Annotated in this window: 19 protein-coding genes and 1 riboswitch; of the genes, 14 read left to right on the forward strand and 5 right to left on the reverse strand. The window is 62.1% G+C overall.

Translation table 11 applies throughout. The features are described 5' to 3' along the window. Positions 1-29: 29 nt before the first annotated feature. Positions 30-141: riboswitch (TPP riboswitch) on the reverse strand. 142 nt (positions 142-283) lie between these two features. Beyond that, entirely contained in the window at positions 284-667 is a 384-nt protein-coding gene (locus tag QA637_RS19760; RefSeq protein ID WP_153441746.1) for a DUF427 domain-containing protein, read from the forward strand. 40 nt (positions 668-707) lie between these two features. Here the strand turns inward: QA637_RS19760 and QA637_RS19765 are convergent, their stop codons facing one another. Continuing rightward, on the reverse strand, positions 708-1,595 hold the full coding sequence (locus QA637_RS19765) for a helix-turn-helix domain-containing protein (protein WP_283066402.1): 888 nt from the start codon (positions 1,593-1,595) through the stop codon (positions 708-710). Positions 1,596-1,783: 188 nt separating this feature from the next. On the opposite strand from QA637_RS19765, the gene pobA reads away from it, so the two are divergent. From pobA to QA637_RS19830, 13 genes are all read left to right on the forward strand, one after another. Beyond that, on the forward strand, positions 1,784-2,956 hold the full coding sequence (gene pobA / locus QA637_RS19770) for a 4-hydroxybenzoate 3-monooxygenase (protein ID WP_153441748.1): 1,173 nt from the start codon (positions 1,784-1,786) through the stop codon (positions 2,954-2,956). A 273-nt stretch (positions 2,957-3,229) separates the two neighbouring features. After that, positions 3,230-4,402: an ABC transporter substrate-binding protein gene (locus QA637_RS19775; RefSeq protein ID WP_283066404.1), complete on the forward strand. Its 1,173-nt coding sequence runs from the start codon at positions 3,230-3,232 to the stop codon at positions 4,400-4,402. Between the two features lie 67 nt (positions 4,403-4,469). Beyond that, positions 4,470-5,336 (forward strand): branched-chain amino acid ABC transporter permease, encoded by an 867-nt coding sequence (locus QA637_RS19780; RefSeq protein ID WP_283066406.1) that lies wholly within the window; start codon positions 4,470-4,472, stop codon positions 5,334-5,336. Between the two features lie 2 nt (positions 5,337-5,338). Continuing rightward, entirely contained in the window at positions 5,339-6,340 is a 1,002-nt protein-coding gene (locus QA637_RS19785; RefSeq protein WP_283067274.1) for a branched-chain amino acid ABC transporter permease, read from the forward strand. Beyond that, positions 6,337-7,101, forward strand: coding sequence for an ABC transporter ATP-binding protein (locus tag QA637_RS19790; RefSeq protein WP_283066407.1), 765 nt, complete (start codon positions 6,337-6,339; stop codon positions 7,099-7,101). Before QA637_RS19785 ends, QA637_RS19790 begins: the two co-directional genes overlap by 4 nt. Beyond that, entirely contained in the window at positions 7,082-7,798 is a 717-nt protein-coding gene (locus tag QA637_RS19795; RefSeq protein WP_283066409.1) for an ABC transporter ATP-binding protein, read from the forward strand. The genes QA637_RS19790 and QA637_RS19795 overlap by 20 nt, the downstream gene beginning before the upstream one ends. 179 nt (positions 7,799-7,977) lie before the next feature. Further along, complete coding sequence (locus QA637_RS19800; RefSeq protein WP_283066411.1) at positions 7,978-9,000, forward strand: LacI family DNA-binding transcriptional regulator; 1,023 nt, start codon at positions 7,978-7,980, stop codon at positions 8,998-9,000. 116 nt (positions 9,001-9,116) lie between these two features. Continuing rightward, positions 9,117-9,785 (forward strand): amino acid ABC transporter permease, encoded by a 669-nt coding sequence (locus QA637_RS19805; protein ID WP_283066412.1) that lies wholly within the window; start codon positions 9,117-9,119, stop codon positions 9,783-9,785. A 10-nt stretch (positions 9,786-9,795) separates the two neighbouring features. Next, a complete protein-coding gene (locus tag QA637_RS19810; RefSeq protein ID WP_153441755.1) occupies positions 9,796-10,452 on the forward strand; it encodes an amino acid ABC transporter permease in 657 nt (218 codons plus the stop codon). Positions 10,453-10,497: 45 nt separating this feature from the next. Continuing rightward, the gene (locus QA637_RS19815) at positions 10,498-11,295 is read left to right on the forward strand and encodes a transporter substrate-binding domain-containing protein (protein WP_283066414.1); all 798 of its coding nucleotides are present in this window, start codon (positions 10,498-10,500) and stop codon (positions 11,293-11,295) included. Between the two features lie 20 nt (positions 11,296-11,315). Next, the gene (locus QA637_RS19820) at positions 11,316-12,095 is read left to right on the forward strand and encodes an amino acid ABC transporter ATP-binding protein (protein ID WP_283066415.1); all 780 of its coding nucleotides are present in this window, start codon (positions 11,316-11,318) and stop codon (positions 12,093-12,095) included. Between the two features lie 160 nt (positions 12,096-12,255). Then, positions 12,256-13,164 carry a 2-hydroxyacid dehydrogenase gene (locus tag QA637_RS19825; RefSeq protein WP_153441765.1) on the forward strand — a complete coding sequence of 303 codons (909 nt, stop codon included), beginning with the start codon at positions 12,256-12,258 and terminating at the stop codon, positions 13,162-13,164. Between the two features lie 15 nt (positions 13,165-13,179). Beyond that, on the forward strand, positions 13,180-13,503 hold the full coding sequence (locus tag QA637_RS19830) for an EthD family reductase (protein ID WP_283066418.1): 324 nt from the start codon (positions 13,180-13,182) through the stop codon (positions 13,501-13,503). A 151-nt stretch (positions 13,504-13,654) separates the two neighbouring features. Here QA637_RS19830 and QA637_RS19835 read toward each other — a convergent pair whose 3' ends face one another. Genes QA637_RS19835 through QA637_RS19850 form a run of 4 tightly spaced genes read right to left on the reverse strand, consistent with a single transcriptional unit; the run spans position 13,655 to position 19,137 of the window. Continuing rightward, entirely contained in the window at positions 13,655-15,217 is a 1,563-nt protein-coding gene (locus QA637_RS19835; protein ID WP_283066420.1) for an adenylate/guanylate cyclase domain-containing protein, read from the reverse strand. Between the two features lie 18 nt (positions 15,218-15,235). Beyond that, on the reverse strand, positions 15,236-15,601 hold the full coding sequence (locus QA637_RS19840; protein WP_153440027.1) for a response regulator: 366 nt from the start codon (positions 15,599-15,601) through the stop codon (positions 15,236-15,238). 24 nt (positions 15,602-15,625) lie between these two features. Continuing rightward, positions 15,626-18,382, reverse strand: a complete 2,757-nt coding sequence (locus QA637_RS19845; RefSeq protein WP_153440026.1) for a response regulator — start codon at positions 18,380-18,382, stop codon at positions 15,626-15,628. After that, positions 18,379-19,137: a Tll0287-like domain-containing protein gene (locus QA637_RS19850; RefSeq protein WP_283066422.1), complete on the reverse strand. Its 759-nt coding sequence runs from the start codon at positions 19,135-19,137 to the stop codon at positions 18,379-18,381. The genes QA637_RS19845 and QA637_RS19850 overlap by 4 nt, the downstream gene beginning before the upstream one ends. Positions 19,138-19,348 lie beyond the last annotated feature (211 nt).

The raw sequence follows: 19,348 nt of genomic DNA on the forward strand, positions 1-19,348 counted from the left end.
GATGGATCACGGGAACACGGAATCCTGGCCTTCGCACGTCCGCACCGTCCCTACGCCAGTATGAACTGGATCAGGTTCAACGGGTCACTGCGCGCTTTAGCAGTATCTCAGCCCCTTGCCGGGACCCCCCTGGTGAATGGATGCAAATAGTCACCGATATCGCCGCTGCGTCAACCCTGTTTTTTCGACGTCCGGTCGCGTGCAGCCCGATCGGAGTTGCCGCCCTTGGGAAGCGGGAGGCCTGACCCTATGTAAGAAGGATCAAATCCGGAGGCGTTCGCTGATGTTAGACAAGCCGATCAAAATTCCCGGGCCCGATCATCCGATCACCATCGACCACAATCCGGCGCGCGTTGTCGTCAAGCTCGACGGCCGCGTTGTTGCCGATACGCGCGATGCACTGACCCTGCGCGAGGCGTCCTATCCGCCAGTGCAGTATATTCCCCGCGAGGACGTCGACATGTCGCTGCTTGCACGCACCGAGCACTCGACACATTGCCCCTACAAGGGCGATGCTTCCTATTACAGCATCACACCAGGCGGCGACCGCTCGAAGAACGCCATCTGGACCTATGAAGACCCGCATGCGGCGGTGCGCGAAATCAAGGACCACATGGCCTTCTATCCGGATCGGGTGGATTCCATCGAGGAAATGCAGGCTTCTTAGGCGGCCTGTTCAACCGCCCCCGACGAGACAGCGCGCACCGTCACACGCCAAGCTTTTGCCGCTCGGCCATGCGCCAGGCCCGCGGTGTGGTCCCGACGTGACGGACGAAGAAGCGTGAGAAATAGGCCGCGTCTGAAAAGCCGAGGCGGAAGCTTATTTCCTGGACGCTCGCACGCGTGAAGACGAGCTCGCGCCGCGCCGCGTTCAAGAGCCTTTCGGCGATGACCTCGTGCACGCTCTGCCCCGTCATCGACCGGACCACGCGGTTCAAATGCGTCTGCGACAGGCCGAGTTCTCGCGCGTAGAACGCGGCCGGTCGATGCGAAAGAACGTGCTGGCGAAGCAGCGCGTCGAAGCGCTCCATCCGGCGCTCGTTCTCGCTTTCCGCGACAGTTGCGTCCTGGCGCGGTGCTTCTGCGAGCCGCGCCGTCAGCGTCAGCACCGTCGAGAGATAGGCGTCCAGCAGGCCCGTGCGGTGGCTGCGCCGCGCCTGCCATTCCTCCGCCAGGCGCTGCAAGGTCTCGGCGACGTAGCGGCCGTCCTCGCTTTCGCCGAGCGGCGTCAGGCAAGGTTTTGCCAGCCATGTACCCAGTCTGCTGCGGCCGCCCGGGACGGCCGGCAGGTGCGATGCGAGGATCGTGAAGACGAAACCGTCGATGTCACGGGAAAAGCGGAAGCCATGGCTGACCGTGGGCGGAATGGTGATCACGGCCGGCGGAGAGATCGCCTGCGACGTCTGGCCGAATACGGCGTCGCCCGACCCTCCGGCGATGTACAGGATCTGAAAAAAGCTCTCATGGCGGTGAAGGCCGATTTCCCAATGGTGCAGGCTGCTGCGTGAAGGGATCGTCTCGCAATGCAGCCAGAAATCCGGACGTTCTCCAGACTCCTCACCGTAAAGTTCATATGTCGGGATCGCCCGCTTCATCTTTTTCACCCAATGCCAATGTTCGATAAGTGCAATTTCTTGGCTGAAATGTCCATTGAGACAGGCCGGGGCGGCGCGCAAACTTCCTGACAAAAGACAATTCTTGTGCGGGGCCAACGTCGGGCAGCCGGTTCGCGGGCGGCCAAAAGTTCGAACGCGCGAACGACGTGCTCAACGGGAGGAGGTCCATGCGAACGCAGGTCGTCATTATCGGTTCGGGACCGTCCGGTCTCCTGCTCGGGCAGTTGCTGACTCATGCCGGGATCGATAACGTTATCCTCGACCGCGCCAGCAAGGATCATATCCTTGGCCGGGTTCGCGCCGGGGTGCTGGAGGAGGGTACCGTGCGGCTCATGGACGAGGCCCGGTCCGGCGCGCGTATGTATGCCGAAGGGCTCCCGCATGATGGGGTCTCGCTCGCCTTCGACGGCCGCGATCATCGCATCGATCTTTTCGGCTTGACCGACGGCAAGCGCGTGCTGATCTACGGTCAGACGGAACTCACCCGCGATCTGATGGGCTGTCGGGAAACAACCGGTGCATCGACGGTTTACGAGGCGGTGAACGTTACGCCGCATGATTTCGACGGCGATGCGCCCTATGTCACCTACGAGAAGGGTGGCAGCACGCACCGCATTGAGTGCGATTTCATTGCCGGCTGCGACGGGTCGCACGGGGTGAGCCGCAGGGCAGTGCCGGAAAAGGCGATCCGCACCTTCGAGAAGGTCTACCCGTTCGGCTGGCTCGGCATCCTCGCCGACGTGCCGCCGGTCAGCCCCGAACTGGTCTACGCCAACCATCCGCGCGGTTTCGCCCTCTGTTCGATGCGATCGATGAGTCGCAGCCGCTACTACATCCAGTGCTCGCGCGACGAAAAGCTCGAGGAGTGGGACGACCAGCGCTTCTGGGACGAGCTGCGCCGCCGCCTGCCGGCTCACCATGCCGAACGGGTGGTGACTGGACCGTCCTTCGAGAAATCGATCGCACCGCTTCGATCCTTCGTCGCTGAGCCGATGCGCTTTCACCGGTTGTTTCTTGTCGGAGATGCAGCCCATATCGTGCCGCCGACCGGCGCCAAGGGGCTGAACCTCGCCGCAAGCGACGTGCATTATCTCTACGAGGGCCTGCTTGAGCATTACGAGGATCGCTCCAATGCCGGCCTGGATGCCTATTCGGCGCGAGCGCTTTCGCGCGTCTGGAAGGCGGTCCGTTTTTCCTGGTGGATGACGACGATGATGCACCGTTTCCCGGACACCAGCGACTTCGACCAGAAGATCCAGGAGGCCGAGCTCGACTATCTCACCCATTCGCGGGCGGCTGCCACCGCGCTCGCGGAAAATTATGTGGGCCTGCCGTTTTGATGACGACTACGACATGGCCACGTCGCCGCCCTCGACAGTGGCGGAGCATGTGTTTTGAGCGTCGACGCGTTATCTTGGCAGGGAGAACCTAGGCTCAACATTCGTCGCGGTAACATAACCCAGCAGTTATGGAACGAGCGCGGACATTTCATTATTTATCGCGGTTGGACATGACAGACTGACGGGATGGGGCTGAACACAAATAAGATGGGGCTGAACACTAATAAATAGACGATGCCGGACGGAGTGAGCCGGCTGTCGCAGGGAGGAAAAATGAAACGGATCATTCTCGCCGCGCTGGCGGCATTGGCAATGAGCGGGGCAGCCGAAGCGGACACGATCAAGATTGGCGTAATTGGACCTTTTTCAGGCCCGTTTGCGCTGCAGGGCAAGAATTTCAAGGCGGGCATCGACGCCTATATGGCGCTGAACGGCAGCAAGGTCGGCGACGACGACGTCGAGGTCATCTACCGGGACGTGCCGCAGGCGGATCCGGCCCAGTCCAAGGCGTTGGCGCAGGAGCTCGTCGTCAAGGAGGGCGTACAGTATCTCGCCGGCTTCTATTTCACCCCCGACGCGATGGCGGTGACGCCGTTACTCGAGCAGGGGAATGTGCCGCTGGTGATCATGAATGCCGCGACCTCGGCGATCGTCACCAAGAGCCCGCTGGTCGTGCGCACCTCGTTCACGCTCTGGCAGACCTCGACGCCGATCGCCAAGGTCGCGAAGGATGCAGGTGTCTCGAAGGTGATATCGGTCGTCAGCGATTACGGCCCGGGCGTCGATGCCGAGAACGCCTTCAAGAAGGCGTACGAAGCGGCGGGCGGCGAGATCGTCGAGGCGATCCGCATGCCGCTCGCCACCAACGATTTCTCGCCGATCATGCAGCGCGTCAAGGATTCGGGCGCCCAGGGCGTCTTCGCCTTCCTGCCGTCCGGCCCGACGACGCTCGGCTTCGTCAAGGCCTATAACGAAAACGGGCTCAAGGATGCGGGCATCAAGCTCTTTGCGCCGGGCGACCTGACGCAGGAGTCCGACCTTCCGGCGCTGGGTGAAGCTGCGCTCGGACTTCAGACGACGTTCCACTATGCCGTCTCGCACGACTCTCCCGAAAACAAGGCGTTCGTCGAGGCCGCCGGCAAGGCGATCGGCAATCCCGCTGAACTTTCCTTCCCTGCCGTAGGCGCCTACGACGGCATGCATGTCATTTACAAGATGATCGAGGCGACCGGCGGCGAGCAGGACGCGCAAAAGGCGGTCGATGCGGTCAAGGGGCTTTCGTGGACGAGCCCACGCGGGCCTGTTTCGATCGACCCGGAATCGCGCCACATCACCCAGAACATCTATCTGCGCGAGGTCGCCAAGGCCGAGGACGGATCCTACTACAACAAGGAGATCCAGACTTTCGAGAAGCAGGCCGATCCCGGCCTTGCGGCGCTGAAATAGCAACGGCCAGCGACTTGGATGCGGGGCGGCGGCTCGACCCCGCATCATCGGGAAACGGGATGGGCACATGCAAACCGTCTTCAGCATAGCGGTCGACGCGCTCGCTTACGGCATGGTGCTGTTCGTGATCTCGATCGGTCTTTCCGTCACTATGGGGCTCATGCGGGTGGTCAATCTCGCTCATGGCGCCTTCGCAATGATCGGCGGCTACATCGCCTCCTATGTGGCACGCGACATGGGGCTCGGCTATGGGATCGCCCTGATGATCGCGGTCTTTGGCACGATCCTCATCGCCATCCCGATCGAGCGGCTGCTTTATCGCCGTATCTACGGGGCACCGGAATTGACGCAGGTCTTGATGACGATCGGGATCACCTTCTGCATCATCGGCATCGCCAACTATGTCTTTGGCCCGACGCTGAAGACGATCCCCTTGCCGACGGAGCTCCGGGGGTCCGTCGATCTCGGCTTCCGCTCGATCGCCACCCACCGCCTGTTCGCGATCCTTTGCGGGCTCGCCGTCGCAGCCGCCCTCTGGTACGCGATCGAAAAAACCGCTTTCGGCGTGAAGCTCAGGGCGGCCGTCGACAACGCGGCGATGGCGGCAGCCCTCGGGGTGCGTACCAAAATCGTCTACGCGGTGAGCTTTGCTGTTGCCGTCGGTCTCGCTGCCCTGGGCGGTGTGGTGGGCGCCGAACTGCTCCCCGTCGAACCCTACTACGCGCTGCGCTACATGGTGACCTTCCTGGTCGTCGTTTCCGTCGGCGGCGCGGGCTCGATACCGGGCGCCCTTGTTGCATGCCTTCTGCTGGGCGGCATCGATACGGCGGGCCGCTACCTCGTGCCGGAATTCGGCGAGTTCTTCTTCTATCTCGCCGTCATCGCAATTGTCTGCGTCTTCCCGCGCGGCCTTGCCGGGAGGGCGAGATCGTGACCATGGCGACGATGGACGACGCACTGGCAGCTGCACGCGGCAACCGGCGAAAACTCGGCCGCGACCTCGCCGGCCTTGCCGTGATCCTCGCACTCGCCATCGTCGGCTACCTTTTGTTTCCAAACAATCTGGCGCTGCTGACGCGCATGACGGCGATCGCGCTCCTGGTGCTATCCCTCGACCTCGTGACGGGCTATTGCGGGGTGGCGACGCTCGGCCATGCGGCCCTGTTCGGAACCGGCGCCTATGCGGCCGGCATCGCCGCCGTCCATTTCGGCATCACGGATCCGCTGCTCATGCTCGCCTGCGGCATTCTCGGCGGCATTGTTGCGGGGCTTCTTTGCGGCGTGGTGATCCTGAGGGCCCACGGTCTCCCGCAGCTCGTATTGTCGATCGCGCTCATCCATCTGTTTCACGAGTTCGCCAACAAGGCCTCGGCCTGGACGGGCGGCAGCGATGGGCTCGCTGGCATCGCGCCCGATCCGCTGCTCGGGCTTTTCGCGTTCGACCTTTGGGGCCGCACGGCTTACGTCTTCGGCATCGTCCTGCTTGCGGTCGTGTTCACGCTCTTGCGCCTTGTCGTGCGCTCGCCCTTCGGCATGCTCTGCCGCGGCATCAAGGAGGATCAAGTCCGCGTTCGTGCGATGGGCGCTTCGCCGAAGGTCACCTTGGTCAAGATGTACATGATTTCCGGTGCGGTGGCCGGGGCCGGCGGTGCGCTCAACGCCATCTCGACGCAGGTGGTCGGCCTCGACAGCCTCTCCTTCACGCTCTCAGCCGAGAGCCTGGTCATGCTGGTGCTCGGCGGCACGGGTTCGCTCTTTGGCGCACTTACCGGCACGATCGTGTTCATGTTCTTCGAGGATATCGTTTCGGCGGCCAATCCCTTCCATTGGCTGACGATGGTCGGTGCTCTGCTGATCGCCGTCGTGCTCTTTGCGCCCAAAGGTCTCTACGGCACGATCGCCGCCGTGGCGATCCGTTGGAGGGAGGCGCGCCGATGAGTGCCATCTTCGAGGTTCGGAATCTGAAGCGATCGTTCGGCGGCCTCGCCGTCACCAACGATGTCAGCCTTGCCATGGCGCCGGGCGATCGTGTGGCATTGATCGGCCCGAACGGCGCGGGAAAGACGACCTTCGTCAACCTGGTCACCGGGAACCTGAAGCCCGATTCCGGCGAGGTCCGGATCGGCGGCGAAGATATCACCCGAGTGGATGCCATCGGACGCGTTCGGAGGGGTCTCGTGCGATCGTTCCAGGTCACGCGTCTCTTCCAGGACATGACTCCGGCGGAACACGTGGCGCTTGCAGTCCTGCAGCGCGACGGCCGGGCAGGGCGTTTTTTCGGGAATTACCTCGCAATGCCCGAGGTCATGACGGAAGTCGACGATCTTATCGGCAAGCTCGGGCTGCGCGACCAGATGCACCGGCATGTCAGCGAGATCGCCTATGGCCAGCAGCGGCTTTTGGAGATCGCCGTGGCACTGGCGCTAAGACCGCGGGTGCTGCTCCTCGACGAACCGGCCGCCGGCGTGCCGCAAAGCGACACGGGCCGTATCGAACAGGCGCTGGCCGACCTTCCGGCCGACCTTGCCGTACTGATGATCGAGCATGACATGGACCTTGTTTTCCGCTTCGCCAAGCGGGTGATCGTGCTGGCCAACGGCACGATCATCTTCGACGGTTCGCCGTCGGGCGTGACCAAGGATCCGCGGGTACGCGAAGCCTATCTCGGGAGTTATGCCAATGCCGGCCACGCCGCTTGAGGTCGAGAACCTTTCCGCGGGCTACGGACCGACGCGGGTGCTTGAAGGCATTTCTTTTTTGGTGCCGGCCGGCGCGCGTCTCGCCGTACTCGGGCGCAACGGCATGGGGAAGACGACGCTGCTTGCGACGCTCGCCGGCCAGACGCGGCGCTACGAAGGGCGCATCCGCATCGGCGAAACCGATGTCACGGCGCTGCCGAGCGCGTCGCGGGCTCTGAGTGGTCTCGGCTTCGTGCCGCAGGCGCGCTGCGTCTTTCCAACCCTGACCGTCGAGGAAAACCTCTTCGTTGGGCTCAAGGGCCGACCGAAGAGTGCACTCCAGGAAGCCTATGACATGTTTCCGCGCCTCCATGAGCGGCGCAGGAATCTCGGCTCGCAACTCTCCGGCGGAGAGCAACAGATGCTGTCGACCGCGCGCTCGATCCTCGGACGGCCATCAGTGTTGCTGCTGGATGAGCCGCTCGAAGGCCTGGCACCGGTCATCTGCGAAGAGCTCATGAAGGTCTTTGCCGAGCTTGCCAGAACCGGCGACATGACGATAGTGCTCGTCGAACAGCGCATACAGAGTGCGCTGGATTTCGCCGACCATGTCATCGTGCTGGAGCGGGGACGGATCGCCTGGACCGGGACGCCGGTGGAGCTTTCGCAGGATCATGTGACCGTCGAACGGCTGCTGGGTGTGGGTAGTCTGCATTAGATCACGGTGATTCTGGGTCGGCCCAAGATCATGAACGTGATCGATTCTAAGAAGTTTAAGCGGGATGCTCTAACAGAACGAGGCCTTCGGGTGACGGCGCCAGAGACTCGGCAGCGTTTGCCCGACACTCGTTGTTGACTATAGTTCCCCCACCACCATTCTTTTCCCGTTGGTATTCAATGTCCTTTGACGAACGAAAAAAGAGCCGCGTTACGCTTCTCGATGTCGCGCGACATGCAAACGTCTCCCGCGCGACCGCGTCCCTAGTTCTTCGCAAGAGCCCGCTGGTCGGCAGCGAGACGCGCAGCCGCGTCGAGCAGGCAATGCGAGATCTCGGCTACGTTTACAATATCGGCGCGGCCCGCCTGCGCGTCGAACGCAGCCAGATCATCGGCGCCATCGTCCCAAATCTCACCAATCCCTTCTTTGCGGAGCTTCTGTCGGGTATCGAGGAGGTCATCGGGGAGACCGGCAAGGTGGTTCTCCTCGCCAACAGCGGGGACAAGGTCGAGCGGCAGGCAACGCTCCTCCAACGGATGCGGGAACACGGTGTGGACGGGGTCATTCTCTGCCCCGCCGCAGACACGCCGCCAGCCCTGTCCGAAGAGATAGCGGATTGGGGCATGCCGGTCGTGCAGGTGTTGCGCCATATCTCCTTCGACATGGACTATGTCGGAGCCGATTATGCCGCCGGGATGCGCCAGGCGGTGGACTATCTCGCTTCGCTCGGCCATGAGAAGATCGCCTTTGCCGCCCATGGCCCGGTCCAATCGGCCTATCAGGAGCGCGTCGATGGATTCCGCGAGGCCATGCTGTCAAAGGCGCTCGATCCCGGAATCCTGATCCACTTTCCGGCGCAGCTCGGAGAAATCGCCAGCGCAACGCATCTTCTGTTCGATCAGGCGACGCGGCCCACAGCGGTGATCTGCTTCAATCATCTTGTTGCTCTCGGGCTCTCCGCAGGACTTCACGACTGCGGTTTGACGATCGGTCGCGATCTCTCCCTGATCGGCTTCGACGATGTGGCGGATGAAGAAGCCATCCGGCCAAAACTCACGTCGGTCTCGACCGGGCCGGTGACGATCGGCGAGATGGCCGCGCGGCTTCTCCTCGAACGTATCGCCAATCCCGACTTGCCGCCGCGCCGCGTGGTAAACGACACCGCCCTGCACGTTCGGGAGTCCTGCGGCCGTCCCATGTGAAAATTGATGCTCATTTGTGGTTGACGCCTGCTGGCAAACATTTTAGATCGATCTAAGTAACGAGGACGCGAGGAGGCGCGACGTCCCGTCTCGATGTCTTGGGAGGAGGTCCCTGCATGTACGAGTTCAATTTCACGCCCGTGCTGGCGTCCTTCGACCAGTTGCTGGTCGGCGCCTGGCTGACCGTTCGCCTGTCATGCGCCGCCATGCTGATCGGCCTTGTCGTCTCCATCATTTGCGCCTGGGGAAAGACGTCCGGGCCGAAGATCGTCCGCACCGTGATCGATGGCTACATTGAGATCATCCGCAACACGCCCTTCCTCGTGCAGATCTTCTTCATCTACTTCGGCATGCCATCGCTTGGCCTGAGGCTGTCTCCGAACAGCGCGGCGCTCCTGGCGCTTGTTGTCAATTTCGGTGCCTATGGCACGGAGATCATTCGCGCCGGCATCGAATCGATCCACAAGGGCCAGGTGGAGGCGGGGTGGGCTCTCGGACTGTCGAGGGCGCAGATCTTTCGCTACATCATCATGAAGCCGGCACTGCGCACCGTCTACCCTGCGCTTACCAGCCAGTTCATCTACCTGATGCTGAATACCAGCGTCGTGTCCGTGATCTCGGCGGACGACCTGGCTGCAGCCGGAAACGACCTCCAATCCGCGACCTTTGCGAGTTTCGAGGTCTATATCACGGTCACCCTGATCTATCTCGCTTTGTCGGTCGGCTTCTCCGCGCTGTTTTACGCGATCGAGAAAATGGCCTTCAAATATCCGCTCAGCCGCTAGGAGCACCGCCATGATCAGAGTCTTCGGCTGGAACGAGTTCCTCATCATTGTTGTGGCGGCGCAATGGACGATCGCGCTTTCGGCAATCGCCTTTGCCGGCGGCAGCATCGGCGGACTGTTGATGGCGTTGATGCGCGTGTCCGAAGTGCGGGCTTTCCGTCGCCTCGCCACCGGGTTCATCCGCCTCTTCCAGGGTACGCCGCTGCTGATGCAGCTTTTCCTGGTGTACTTTGGCATGAATATCTTCGGCTTTGCGATCAACCCGTGGATTGCTGCGGCTGTTGCGCTTGCGCTCCACGCCAGCGCCTTTCTCGGCGAAATCTGGCGCGGCTGCATCGAGGCCGTGCCGAAGGGGCAGCGCGAGGCCGCGACGGCGCTTGGCCTGCGCTATTACCATTCCATGCGCCACGTGATCCTGCCCCAGGCGGTCCGCATCGCAGTCGCGCCGACGGTCGGCTTCATGGTCCAGCTGATCAAGGGCACGTCGCTCGCCTCGATCATCGGCTTCACCGAACTGACCCGGCAAGGGCAGATCATTAACAATGCGACGTTCAGCCCATTCCTCGTCTTCGGGACGGTGGCCACTATCTATTTCCTCTTGTGCTGGCCGCTGTCGCTGGTCGCACGCCGAATGGAAACCCGTTTTTCCCGCGCAACGGCACGTTGACGGGCCCCCGCCGGCGGGAGGCCGGTATGTGAAAGGGAAGGAAGAATGAATATTTCGAGACGCATGGCAATGTCAGTTCTTGGCGCTGCACTTCTTGCCGGTTTCGTGTCCCCCGCCGCCGCGCAGACGGTGGAGGCGATCAAGTCGGCCGGAACGGTCAAGGTCGGGATGCTGGTCGATTTTCCGCCATTCGGAATCATGGACGCGAGCAACAACCCAGATGGCTATGACGCCGATGTCGCCAAATTGCTTGCCAAGGAGCTCGGCGTCGAGGTGACGATCGTGCCCGTGACGGGCCCGAACCGCATCCCCTATCTGCAAAGCAACCAGGTTGACCTGCTCGTCGCTTCGCTGGGCATCACCGAAGAGCGCGCCAAGAACGTCGACTTCTCCCAGCCTTACGCCGGCATCTCGATCGGCGTGTTCGGTGCCCAGGATCTGGCTGTCGCAAAACCGGAAGATCTGGCCGGCAAGACGATCGGCGTGGCGCGCGCCAGCACGCAGGACACGGCGGTCACCAGGATCGCCCCGCAGGACGCCAACATCCAGCGTTTTGACGACGACGCCAGTGCGGTGCAGGCCTTGCTTTCCGGCCAGGTCGAACTGATCGGCGTGTCCAACGTCGTCGCCCAGCAGATCGAGGCGGCCGCTCCCGGGCGGTTCAACCAGAAGCTTGTACTGAACCAGCAGGTTCAGGGCATCGCCGTCCGCAAGGGATCGAGCGAGATGCTCACCTTCGTCAACACCTTCCTCGACAAGGTCAAGGCTGACGGACAGCTCAATGCCATCCACGAAAAATGGCTTGGTTCTCCCCTGCCGGAATTCGTGACCAAAGCGAAATAAAAAAACGGGAGCCCCTCGCGATGAACATGGTAAGCGAAATCGCCTCCGCCCCCGGGTCGCGCGGGGCTTCTGATCCGGCCGTGCGCATGGAGGACGTCAACAAGTGGTATGGGTCCTTTCATGCCCTGAAGAACGTCAACCTGACCGTTGGTCGGGGTGAACGGATCGTTATTTGCGGGCCTTCGGGCTCCGGCAAGTCGACGATGATCCGCTGCATCAACCAGCTCGAGACCATTCATTCGGGCAAGATCGTCGTCGACGGTCACGACCTGACCGCCGGTGGAAAGAATGTCGACCTGATCCGTCAGGAGACCGGCATGGTCTTCCAACAGTTCAACCTGTTCCCCCACATGACGGTGCTTGAGAACTGCACGCTCGCGCCGATGAAAGTGCGCGGCATCACGAAAGCCGAGGCCGAGGAGACCGCCATGAAGTTTCTTCGGCGCGTGCGTATCCCCGAGCAGGCGGCGAAATATCCTGCGCAGCTTTCGGGCGGACAGCAGCAGCGCGTGGCGATCGCGCGTGCGCTGTGCATGAATCCGAAGATCATGCTTTTCGACGAGCCGACCTCGGCGCTCGATCCGGAAATGGTCAAGGAGGTCCTCGACACCATGGTCGATCTCGCGAATGAAGGCATGACCATGCTGTGCGTGACTCACGAGATGGGCTTCGCGCGAAGCGTCGCCGACCGTGTCGTCTTCATGGACCGCGGCGAGATCCTGGAAGTGGCGACGCCCGATACTTTCTTCAGTGCCCCGCAACACGAGCGCACACGATTCTTCCTCGGCCAGATTTCCTGATCGTCGGCGCAACTGAAGCGCGCCGCCTTCAAGCGAACTTCGGCGCGCCTCAAGTCTTTGTTTCCACACATGTCATCGTCCCAAAACGCCGCTCAGTTTTGAGCGACATCTCAGCAATTGGAGTTTAGACGTGAAACCAGATCTGTTGCTCGTAGAGCCAATGATGCCGCCCATCATGGAGGAGCTTCACCGGGACTACACGGTTCACAGGCTCTACGAGGCCGCCGACCGGCCGGCGCTCGAAGCGGCACTCCGGTCGATCCGCGCGGTTGCGACCGGCGGCGGCACGGGCCTTTCCAATGACTGGATTGAGAAGCTTCCCTCACTCGGGATCATCGCGATCAACGGGGTCGGCACGGACAAGGTGGATCTTGCTTATGCGCGCAGCCGCGACATCGATGTGACGACGACACCGGGCGTGCTCACGGACGATGTCGCGGATCTCGGTATCGCGCTCATGCTTGCGGTCCTGCGCCGGCTCGGCGACGGCGACAGGCTGGTGCGGGAAGGCCGCTGGGCATCGGGCGAACAATTGCCGCTCGGCCATAGCCCGAAGGGCAAGCGGATTGGCGTTCTCGGTCTCGGTCAGATCGGGCGTGCATTGGCGCTTCGCGCCGAGGCCTTCGGCATGTCGGTGCGTTACTGGAACCGGTCCAGGCTGACCGACGTCGAGTGGGTGGCCCATGAAAGCCCAGCCGATCTCGCCCGCGACAGCGACGTGCTCGCCGTCTGCGTGGCGGCGAGTGCGGCAACAAAGAACATCGTCGACGCCTCCGTGCTTGAAGCACTTGGCCCGCAGGGCATCGTGGTCAATGTCGCGCGCGGCAGCGTGGTCGACGAGGACGCCTTGATCGAGGCGCTGAGGTCCGGAACGATCGCGGGTGCGGGGCTCGACGTCTTCGTCAACGAGCCGAAGATCCGCAGTGAATTCCATTCGACGCCGAATACCGTGCTCATGCCGCATCAGGGCAGTGCGACGGTCGAGACGCGGCTGGCCATGGGGAGACTCGTGCTCGCCAATCTCGCCGCCCATTTCGCCGGCCAGAAATCGCCGAACGTCGCCAACTGAAGTGGAGAAGACAGCATGATCATTCGACAGGCCCTGTTCGAGGGCGTGATCCATCCCGGTCGGGAAGAAGCATTCCGCGCCTATATCGCAGAGAAGCTGATGCCGCTTTGGCAGGCCTTTCCGGGCGTCCGGGAAGTCCGGGTTCTCCATGCCGTGGAGCGCGACGAAGGGGCGACGCCGTTCGCGATGGTTCTTTCCACCGCCTATGACGACCGCGAGGCGCTGGCGCGGGCGCTTGAATCACCTGTGCGCTACGAAAGCCGCGAATTGACGAAGGGCCTGCTCGAGATGTTCGAAGGGCACATCCATCATCACGTGTTCGAGCTTGACGGTCGCTAGCGCATCGGCCCGAAAATCGGACCCGATTTTCAGAAAGCACGATGCATAGACTCAAAGCATTACAGCGTCCTTTGTGCGTCCTAAAGGACGCACGGCGCTGTAATGCGGTACCGAACATCGAGATGAAATGCATCGGCCGGATCACAGGAGCCTATTGCACAAGGTAGGTTTCGATCGTGCCGATGCCGCGCAGATCCAAGGCGCAGCGCGGCTCGAGCGTCCATTGGCCTCGAAGCGAGCGCCTGGTCGCCTCGGAGATCTGTATGCCATCGGCAACGCCCTGCGACTCGAGGCGGCTTGCAATGTTTACGGTTTCTCCCCACACGTCGTAGACAAAACGAAGCCGGCCGATCAGCCCCGCCACAACCGGTCCGGAATGGATTCCGATCCGAACGCGAAATCGATCGCGTTCGGGAGGCATGTCCCGCAACGATTGAAGCATGGATTTCGCGAGAGCCACGATCCTGTCGGCGTGATCCGCTGCGGGTTCCGGTATCCCGCAAGCGGCCATATAGGCATCGCCGATTGTCTTGATCTTCTCCACCCGGTGCTGTTCCGTCAGGAGGTCGAACCGGCTGAACATCCCGTCCAGCCGGCTGACGAGATCGGACGGTGGCAGCCTTGTCGCGATGGCGGAGAAGCCGACGATGTCTGCAAAAAGAATGGAAACCTCTTCGAAGCGGTCGGCGATGATCTCTTCGCCATCCTGCAATCGGCTGACGATCTGGTCGGGCAGGATCGCGTGAATGAGCGTATCGCCACGTCGCTTCTCCGCTTCTATCTGCTCAAGATAGTGGTGCTCGCGGTCGAGCCAGCGTTTCTTCTCGAGCGTGGAGTTGATGCGTGCGCGCAGCAGGACCGGGTTGAACGGCTTTGTCAGATAGTCGTCGGCTCCCGCTTCGATGCATTTCGCCACCGCCGCCACTTCGCTCAAGCCTGATATCATGATCACCGGGACGTGCCGCCATCGGTCCTCCGACTTCAGTCGCGAGAGCATTTCTATGCCGTTCATGTCGGGCATCAGGATATCGAGCAGAATAAGATCGAACTCGTCCTCCGCCAGCCTCGCAAGCGCCGACAGTCCGGATTCGGCGGTGACGACGCGATGACCTTCGCGCCGCAGCCGTCGGGACAGAAGGTCACGATTGCTGGCGACGTCGTCGACGACGAGAATTCTGCCGCCCTGATCCGTCCAGGCCTCGCGCTCGGTCGTGAACAGGAGCCGTTCAAGCCCCGCCGCGTCGATTCCGCTTTGCTCCGCCGACTGGAGCATCTCGATGGCGTGCCCGCGCGAAAGGCCCGCAATGGCGTCGACCTGCTTCAAAAGCTCGGCCGCCGCCGCCAGTATGACGCCGAGATCCTCCGTTAGCGGATGCTCGTGCACATCCCTTGCGTCTTCAAGGAGCATTTCCGAATAGCCGATGATGGCATTGAGCGGTGTGCGCAGGTCATGGCGGAGCCTCGCCTCCGCCTCCGTCAACGGGACTTCCTCAGAGCAGGCCGTGCCGTCGAGGAGGTGATCGATGAGACCGTTCAGTTGCCTGGCGGCGGTGCCGATCCGCTCCAGATCGGGCTGCATGTCGGGCAAGCTGAGATCCCGCGCCTGCTCGACAAGCAGCTCCTGAAAACCCAAGATGGCGCGAGCGGGGCCGGCCAACCGCTGGGCCACATGTGCGGCGATCGCCTGGTGCTGGAATTCGTTGCCGATACTCATCCTGCAGGTGTCCTGAGCCTAGGTCGCGAGCAACTGCTCGATCTTCCGGACGAGCTGCGGCAGATCGACCGGCTTGCTGTCATAGTCGTCGCAGCCAGCCTCGAGCGCCATCTCCCGATCGCTCGCCATTGCGTGCGCAGTGAGCGCGATGACCGGTATTCCAGACGTCGCCGGATTGGCCTTGATCCGTCGCGTCGCCTCCCATCCGTCCATCACGGGTAGGCTCATGTCCATGAGTATGAGGTCGGGCCTTTCCGATGCGGCAAGCTCGACACCGGCCTTGCCATTCTCGGCGATCAGCACGTCGAAGCCGCGACGAGACAATCGTCGCGAAAGCATGTCTCGGTTCATTTCATTGTCTTCCACCAGAAGGATTCTCGTCATTTCGGTTTCCTCCGGTCATGCTTTTCAGCCCTCGGCAACGGCCTTGCCGACAGTTTCCTGCATTGCGATCTGGCGCTCGAGCGCCTTGACCAATTGGGACCTGCTGTTTGCGCCCTTGTTTACGACCGCGACCGCTCGATCGCGCAGCCATATCAACTCGTTCGAAGAGAGGTCCTTCGACGTGACCACCACCACCGGGATGTTCTGCAGCTCCGGGATCCTCTGCATCTCACTCAGGGTTTGGAATCCGTCCATCTCCGGCATCAGAAGATCCAGCAGGACGAGGCGCGGCAGGAGCCGCTTCATCATTTCCAGCCCGCGAACACCGTCACCCGCCTCGTGGACGGTCCAGTTCCTCTTCACCAGAATGCGGCGGAGAAAGTCGCGTGACGCCTGATCGTCGTCGATGACCAGTACGTCGCGGTTGCCGCCGCCGTGAGCCTCTATCGTCCGGATCAGCTTGTCGGTGTCGATGGGCTTGGTCAGGTATTCGACGGCGCCGAGCGAGAGGCCGAGTTCGCGATCCGCCAGGATCGTCGCCAGGATAACGGGGATCGTGCAGAGTTCGGGATCGCTCTTCAGCGTGCGCAACACCGACCAGCCGTCCTGATGGGGCATGATGATGTCGAGGATGATCGCGGCTGGCCGATGCTTTCGAGCGGCGGCTATTCCTTCCGCCCCGCTTGCAGCCTCGATCGAGGCGAGTCCCGCGTCGGCGAGTGCCCTGGCGATCAGCGTTCGGGCAGCCGGTTCGTCGTCAATGATGAGAGCGGTGCGACCTGGCTGCAAAGCCGGCGCCGGCACGGCGACTTGAGGCTCCTCGGCTTCTCGCCTGCACTGCGCGGGTACTTCCATCGTGAAGACCGAGCCTTTGCCGACTTCGCTTTCGACGGTGACGGCGCCGCCGATCATGTGGCTGAAGCTGCGGGTGATGCTCAGGCCCAGTCCCGTGCCGCCGTAGTTCCGGGTGGTGGAAGCGTCCGCCTGGGTGAAGGCGTTGAAGAGCCGTTCCCGCTGCTCCGGCGTCATGCCGATCCCGGTATCGGATACCTTGAACAGAAGCCAATCGCCGTCGGCGCGTCCCTCGCGCCGGACCGAGAGCGTGACGCGGCCGCCATTGGTGAACTTGGCCGCATTGCTGAGCAGGTTGAAAAGATTCTGGCGCAGCTTGGTCTGGTCGGAGTGCATCTGCCCAAGATCGGCTCCAAGGTCCTCGACGAATTCGTTCCGGTTCCGCGCCATCAGCGGTGCGACGGTGGCGGCCACGTCGCGGAGCAGTTCGGCGACGTCGAAAGTCTCGAGAAAAACCTCCATCTTGTTCGCCTCGATCTTCGAAAGGTCGAGGATGTCGTTGATGAGCGTGAGAAGATGCCGGCCGGCGGACGCTATTTTCTCGAGATCCGGGACAAGCTCGTTGTCTTCGTGGTCGCGGGCCTCTTCGATCAGCATTTCGCTGTAGCCGATGATCGCGTTCAGCGGCGTGCGCAACTCGTGGCTCATCGAGGCGAGAAAACGGCTCTTGGCCTCGTTTGCCGATTCCGCATGGCTCTTTGCACGCTCGAGCTCGACTTGCCTCTGCTTGAGTTCGGTGATGTCGGTATAGACCGCGACGGTACCGCCATCAGGGATCTTGCGCTTGCTGATCCGGACCCACTTGTCGCCGAACCGCCTCTCGTCGACCAGGCCTGCGGGATCCCTGTGAAGGCGCAGCCGTTCCTCGATCCACTCCTCCCGCGTTTTGCCTTCGAGGTCGACTTGCCCCCTTTCCAGGTTCTGCTCCACGATTTCGCGGAAGCTCTTGCCACGAAGCGTCGACGGCCTGTGGCTGGGGAAGATTTCGCAATATTTGCTGTTGGCGATCAGGATCCGATCATCCGGATCGTAGAGGACGAATCCGTCGGAAATCACTTCGAGCGCCGCGGAGATCGTCCGCCGCTGCCGCTCGGCCTCGTCCTCGAGCTTTCTCTTCTCGATCGCGCTTTCTCGGAAAAGCGAGAGCGTCTTCGCCATCGCTCCAAAGTCCTCGCCGCCCTCCTGCGGGATCTCGACGTCATAGCGTCCTTCCGTCAGCTCGCCGACCACACGACTGAGGCGCCGGAGCGGGCCGACGATCGAGCGCAGGACAAGAAGAGTAAGGAGCGAGCCGACCAGAACCACGACGCCGACAAGGATGGCGGCCGCCGTTGCGGTTTTCTGTGTTTGCGCGACGACCTCGTTGCGGGCGGCATCCGCATCGGCTCTTACCTGCTCGACGAGCCTGTTGAGGTCCGCGTCGACGTTGCCGCTGTGAGTGCGCGCCTTTGCCAGGAAGGCGTTACCGACGATGCGGTTGTCCTGAGTATAGCTGTCGGTTGCCTGGAGCGCCGTCTCGACATAGGCATCGACCTCGGTGCGGATCTTCCTGACCGCGTCGGGCGAATGCTCTGCAAGACGCTCCAGTTGAACCTGCAGGCGTTTGCGGGCCTCGTCGGCGTTGCGTTCTGAATTCATCAGCAGACTGACGGAGAGATCGGTCAGCCAGTATCTGAGGTCTCCGAAGGCGACATGCGCCGCAGCCGCCGAATCGGCGCGATCGAACAGTTCCCTGGTCTCCGCCATCCGCTCGGCGCTGCGGTAGAGCGCCTGGGTGAGAAAGACCGAAGAGAGGATCAGACTTATCAGGCCGGCGGCGGTTAGCGCCGCCACGCGGGCGGAAATTGGCAGATTGGCAAGCCGGCTGGCGAGGCTCCTGGCCGGCGCCGGGGCAGCCTCGATCGACCGCTGCTGCCCCAACGCGCTCATTTGAACAAGACGATGCTGATAGCACCGCCCAGATCACCCGCCTTGCCCCCTTCCTTCGGGTAGCCGGTGACGTCGATCTCGCCCTTGGGCGAACCGTGACAGGAAAGACAGGACTCCGTGTAGTATTCCGGCAGCAGCATGCGGAAGGCAGGGCGGCCGTTTACCTTCGTCACTTCCGTATGGGCCTCGCCCTTCTGCTTCTGCGGATTCGAGAAGATTTCATTGATGACCCGGGTCTCCCAGTCATCGGGAAGCGACTTGCGGTTACGCACGAGCACTTCCGGCGCGGTCACGCGGACCAGCGCCTCGTTTCCCACTTTTGCGGCAAACTTCTCATTCATCAGGCGCGCGAAAACGGCGGGCACAAAGCCCTTGAACCCGATGCCGGGGCGATTGATGTCATTCTGCTCTTCGTCGACGACCTCGCGCATGGCCTCGACCTGCGCCTGCAGCAGTTTGCGATCGCGCTCCGCCAGGCCATCGGACATCAGAGGATGGCCGGTGCGTTTGGCATAAAGGGCAATCGCCTCTGCCGTGAAGCGCTCGCCGTCGAGATGTTTGTCGCCGACGGCCGGATCATTGATGAGCGACTGATAATTCGAAAGGACGCTTCGGGCGGACCTCAGCAATTCGGCGAGCCGCTCCCCGGTCGCCACATCGGCGGCCTCTTGAGCCGCCGCCGAAGACGACAAGAGCATGCAACCGCACAAAACGGTGAAAACCCGGTTTCGCGCCAATGCTACAAGGGCTTCCATTTTCTTTCCCCCCGAGAGGAAGCAAGCAGCAAAGATACCACAGCAAGACCGGTGGAAGGAGTCATCTATGGAACAGGGCTTGGCACTCGTTGCCGGAGGCAGGGTTCGCGTTCAATCTCCACAACAATAAATGGGGCACCAATTTCCCGATGTGGTGGGAGGGCGACTTCATGAGCCGCTTCCGTATTCGCATCGACTGTTGAAAAGCGGC

This window comes from Sinorhizobium terangae, from assembly GCF_029714365.1.
In the GTDB taxonomy this organism is placed as follows: domain Bacteria; phylum Pseudomonadota; class Alphaproteobacteria; order Rhizobiales; family Rhizobiaceae; genus Sinorhizobium; species Sinorhizobium terangae.

Bases quoted from the DNA above. Each gene is read 5' to 3' on its own strand.
- QA637_RS19820 (WP_283066415.1), top strand. From the start codon at position 11,316: ATGAACATGGTAAGCGAAATCGCCTCCGCCCCCGGGTCGCGCGGGGCT.
- QA637_RS19830 (WP_283066418.1), top strand. From the start codon at position 13,180: ATGATCATTCGACAGGCCCTGTTCGAGGGCGTGATCCATCCCGGTCGG.
- QA637_RS19760 (WP_153441746.1), top strand. From the start codon at position 284: ATGTTAGACAAGCCGATCAAAATTCCCGGGCCCGATCATCCGATCACC.
- QA637_RS19780 (WP_283066406.1), top strand. From the start codon at position 4,470: ATGCAAACCGTCTTCAGCATAGCGGTCGACGCGCTCGCTTACGGCATG.
- QA637_RS19795 (WP_283066409.1), top strand. From the start codon at position 7,082: ATGCCGGCCACGCCGCTTGAGGTCGAGAACCTTTCCGCGGGCTACGGA.
- QA637_RS19785 (WP_283067274.1), top strand. From the start codon at position 5,339: ATGGCGACGATGGACGACGCACTGGCAGCTGCACGCGGCAACCGGCGA.
- QA637_RS19835 (WP_283066420.1), bottom strand. From the start codon at position 15,217: ATGAGTATCGGCAACGAATTCCAGCACCAGGCGATCGCCGCACATGTG.
- QA637_RS19810 (WP_153441755.1), top strand. From the start codon at position 9,796: ATGATCAGAGTCTTCGGCTGGAACGAGTTCCTCATCATTGTTGTGGCG.
- QA637_RS19765 (WP_283066402.1), bottom strand. From the start codon at position 1,595: ATGAAGCGGGCGATCCCGACATATGAACTTTACGGTGAGGAGTCTGGA.
- QA637_RS19800 (WP_283066411.1), top strand. From the start codon at position 7,978: ATGTCCTTTGACGAACGAAAAAAGAGCCGCGTTACGCTTCTCGATGTC.
- QA637_RS19845 (WP_153440026.1), bottom strand. From the start codon at position 18,382: ATGAGCGCGTTGGGGCAGCAGCGGTCGATCGAGGCTGCCCCGGCGCCG.
- QA637_RS19850 (WP_283066422.1), bottom strand. From the start codon at position 19,137: ATGGAAGCCCTTGTAGCATTGGCGCGAAACCGGGTTTTCACCGTTTTG.
- pobA (WP_153441748.1), top strand. From the start codon at position 1,784: ATGCGAACGCAGGTCGTCATTATCGGTTCGGGACCGTCCGGTCTCCTG.
- QA637_RS19815 (WP_283066414.1), top strand. From the start codon at position 10,498: ATGAATATTTCGAGACGCATGGCAATGTCAGTTCTTGGCGCTGCACTT.
- QA637_RS19840 (WP_153440027.1), bottom strand. From the start codon at position 15,601: ATGACGAGAATCCTTCTGGTGGAAGACAATGAAATGAACCGAGACATG.
- QA637_RS19790 (WP_283066407.1), top strand. From the start codon at position 6,337: ATGAGTGCCATCTTCGAGGTTCGGAATCTGAAGCGATCGTTCGGCGGC.
- QA637_RS19805 (WP_283066412.1), top strand. From the start codon at position 9,117: ATGTACGAGTTCAATTTCACGCCCGTGCTGGCGTCCTTCGACCAGTTG.
- QA637_RS19825 (WP_153441765.1), top strand. From the start codon at position 12,256: ATGATGCCGCCCATCATGGAGGAGCTTCACCGGGACTACACGGTTCAC.
- QA637_RS19775 (WP_283066404.1), top strand. From the start codon at position 3,230: ATGAAACGGATCATTCTCGCCGCGCTGGCGGCATTGGCAATGAGCGGG.